At 40.6% G+C, this 3149-nt stretch carries 4 protein-coding genes; all 4 read right to left on the bottom strand.

What is annotated here, in order from left to right; translation table 11 throughout:
* Positions 1-94: 94 nt before the first annotated feature.
* Complete coding sequence (locus ACEW8U_RS09890) at positions 95-1321, bottom strand: IS4 family transposase (protein ID WP_373521878.1); 1227 nt, start codon at positions 1319-1321, stop codon at positions 95-97.
* 108 nt (positions 1322-1429) lie between these two features.
* On the bottom strand, positions 1430-1669 hold the full coding sequence (locus tag ACEW8U_RS09885; RefSeq protein WP_373521877.1) for a hypothetical protein: 240 nt from the start codon (positions 1667-1669) through the stop codon (positions 1430-1432).
* Between the two features lie 17 nt (positions 1670-1686).
* Positions 1687-2352 (bottom strand): peroxiredoxin-like family protein, encoded by a 666-nt coding sequence (locus ACEW8U_RS09880; protein ID WP_373521876.1) that lies wholly within the window; start codon positions 2350-2352, stop codon positions 1687-1689.
* Between the two features lie 65 nt (positions 2353-2417).
* A partial coding sequence (locus tag ACEW8U_RS09875) for an AraC family transcriptional regulator (protein WP_373521875.1) occupies positions 2418-3149 on the bottom strand: 732 nt, incomplete at its 5' end.

Genomic DNA, 3149 nt, shown 5'->3' with positions numbered 1-3149 from the left:
TTATTACTGTCGTCCGACTAAATTAAGAAAATAAGATTAAAGTGCCCTCATTTCTTAAATGGGGGCTTTTTTTATGGATTATGAAAACCACCCCCTATCCCGAGAACCATATTTCGGTTTGGATATTATTGAGTTCCTTTTGAAATATACTTTTACAATAGGTCTCAGTATTGACCAGGAACTTTTCAAGGCTGACGTATGAGCACAGGTTTTTTGCTGCCACCATTACCATGGTGGAAAAGTCCTCAGCCTCTTTTATCCGTTTATGGAGCACTGAAAACAGCAGGTTTAGGATCAGGGCGACCCATATCTGGATTTTGATACCGTTCTCACTGTCCGACAAAAAATATTTCAGTTCGAAATTCTGCTTTATCTGCTTGAACAGCACCTCAATGACCCATCTGTTCTTATAAAGCTGGGCTATGGTCAGGGCTTCGTGTCCCATCAGATTGGTGATGAATTCCAGTCTTTCACCGCTCTCCGGGTCAAAATAGCATACCAATCTTAGCTCAACTGTCCGAGAAACGCCGTTCTCCCTGTATCTCAGCAATATAACCTGATCTGACTCGATGTCCCGGGAATTCGAACAGTCAAAATCCATTACGATCTCGTATCTGGCGTTGTCTTTTTTTCGTGTCACAAAATACCGGTTTGAACTGCTCCATTTTTCAAAGCAGGAATAACGGTTGAAACCCTTGTCGAACACTGCTATCCCGTATTCCTGAAGCTCCATGACTTTGAGGAATATGTTTTCATTGGTTGCCGCCGAACGGATGCATATAAAATTTGGGACCCCTTCGGCCAGGTTCATTTTGGCAAACACCTTGGCTCCCCCTTTTTTCTTTCCGTCCAAAGGGTTACGCCCGGCCCCTTTCAGGATTTCCTTGAAAAGTGTGATGGTCGTGGAGTCAAAGACTTCCACCATGCCGGGATCCACCTCTCCCCCGATATCCAGCCAGTTGCCCTGAAGACTTGTTCTGTAATAAGTATAAAGCCTCAAGTAAAGCAGTGCGAACACCTTGCTGTCACGTTTGCGGTTTGCGTCTGATAGTGTGCTCCTGGCTGGCAACTGTTTGAAACCGAAAGGGATCAGCTTCTGGGCAATCAGGGAAATATTCTTGCAGACCTCCCTGAGACTGCCATTCCGGGTAAGGAAGGCATAAAACATACATATGAAATGGTCTGCGGATTTAAGTTTCTTGTAATACCTGTCAGAATTTTCCTGTTCAACGACCTGGTTGAAAATCTCTTTCGGGATCATTGTTAAAAGCTGGGCAATGATAGGATGCCCGGACAAAAAAATATTCTTAACTTGCTTCATATTGTTTTTTCTTGGTCGAAACAACAATATAAAAAAGATGGGACAGCTCCAAAAAGCTTCCCATCTTTCATTTTGTATTATTCTCAGATTAAATTATTTTGCATACTTTTAATCTCGGACGACAGTAATTACAAATCCCAAATCCTTGCTCACGTTTTCATTGACTACCCTAAATTGATATTTCCCAGGTTTTAGCTCCAACTTCTGTGTTGTAAACTGTTTTTCTGTTTGCGTCAATTCAATGACTGTTACATTTTTTTCTTTAGTCTGGGCATAAAGACCTATAACGTTCAATACAATCAGGCATGCTGCCAAGATGCCTGCGGCTAAGAGTTTTAAAATTTTCATTTTTTATCTGTTATAATTTAATGAGAAAGGGCTTCCAATATTTCTTTAGGTTCTACACGGTTGCGGTAATCCCCGCCTTCTGTCCGTGCTAACAAAACCTCACTGTCGGAATCAATCACAAAAACAGCAGGTACAGCTATTTCACCGGATTTGTCCTCATAATAAGAATGGAAATCGATACCAAGTTGACCCAATGCATCGACAGCACTGTCTGCATTCCTGAAAATGGATGTGAACTTGCGGGATACTGTATTCCCTGCATCTGAAAGGACTTCGAATGCCAATTGATTCTTCTCCTTCATGCTCAATGACTGATCGGGAGTTTGGGGGGAAATAGCGATCAGATTGGCTCCTGTCGTTTTGATTTGATCCAATGCTGACTGGTAAGTGCTTAACTGTAAATTACAGTAGGGACACCAAGTGCCTCTGTAAAAAACAATAACAAGTTTTCCCTTTTTCAACAGTTCTTCCGAGCTGACAAGCCTCCCTGTAGCATTGGGCAATGTAAAAGAAGGGGCTTTGTCCCCAACCTGTATCACCAAGGGTGAGTTGTGTTTTTCTTGAAGCTGCCTGGCATCATGGTCGAATATCTTAAGGGATTCTTCGGGTAACATACCAGACAATTGACCGGTAAGTTGTTCTAATCCTTCTTTATAAGAAGGTGCATTTGTTGTGTTTTGCATAATGTTTTTTTAAATTTTACTATGCAAAGGTGGGTCAATATATAAAGTGGTAGTTATAAGAAATCCTATGCTCTTCGGTACTTTTCGGACATTTGGTTTTTGAATTCCAAGGGGGTCATCCCTGATTCTGATTTGAATACTTTGGCGAAGTAAGAGCTGTCCGTGAAGTTCAATTCAAAAGCTATTTCAGAAATTGTTCTGTCAGTAAAGGTTAAAAGTCGTTTGGCTTCCAAAATACTCCTTGCCCTGATTATTTCTGTTGCTGTTTTATTGGTAATTTCTTTGCAAATCAGGTTCAAATGATGGGTCGTAATATGCAACTTATCGGCATAAAATTGGGCGGAGTTGCTTTCAATAAAATTTTCCTCCAAGGTGGACTTGAACTGCTTAAATTGCACTAGGTATTTTTTTGAATTGACAGGGGTGCCCGATGTATCAAGATAGCGCTGCACTTGAGCCAATAAAATATGTAAATACGACTGAATGATTGTGGGGTTTTTATCATTCCGCTCTTGTTCGGTCTCAATTTGATGGATAAGATCCAAGATACTGGCAAATTCTTTTATAGTAAACTCAATACAGGGATTGGAATACAGGTTGTCTAAAAAACTGAGCTCAAATAAGGTGTCTTTATTGGAACGTTTGAGCAGATAGAATTCTTCGGAAAATAAGATTGTACCACCACTAAGGGGCTGCCATTCTTCAAAATGGTGAACTTGGTTGGGAGATATAAAAAATAAGCTGTTTGGCTTAACCTCATATTCATTATAGTCTATAATTTGTTTGGATTGCCCTTT

This window comes from Aquiflexum sp. (assembly GCF_041751335.1).
In the GTDB taxonomy this organism is placed as follows: domain Bacteria; phylum Bacteroidota; class Bacteroidia; order Cytophagales; family Cyclobacteriaceae; genus Aquiflexum.
The sequence above is the reverse complement of the archived record's forward strand: the minus strand, read 5'-3'. Positions and strand labels throughout refer to the sequence as shown.

Coding starts and splice junctions, on each gene's coding strand:
- ACEW8U_RS09880 (WP_373521876.1), bottom strand. CDS start 2,352: ATGCAAAACACAACAAATGCACCTTCTTATAAAGAAGGATTAGAACAA.
- ACEW8U_RS09885 (WP_373521877.1), bottom strand. CDS start 1,669: ATGAAAATTTTAAAACTCTTAGCCGCAGGCATCTTGGCAGCATGCCTG.
- ACEW8U_RS09890 (WP_373521878.1), bottom strand. CDS start 1,321: ATGAAGCAAGTTAAGAATATTTTTTTGTCCGGGCATCCTATCATTGCC.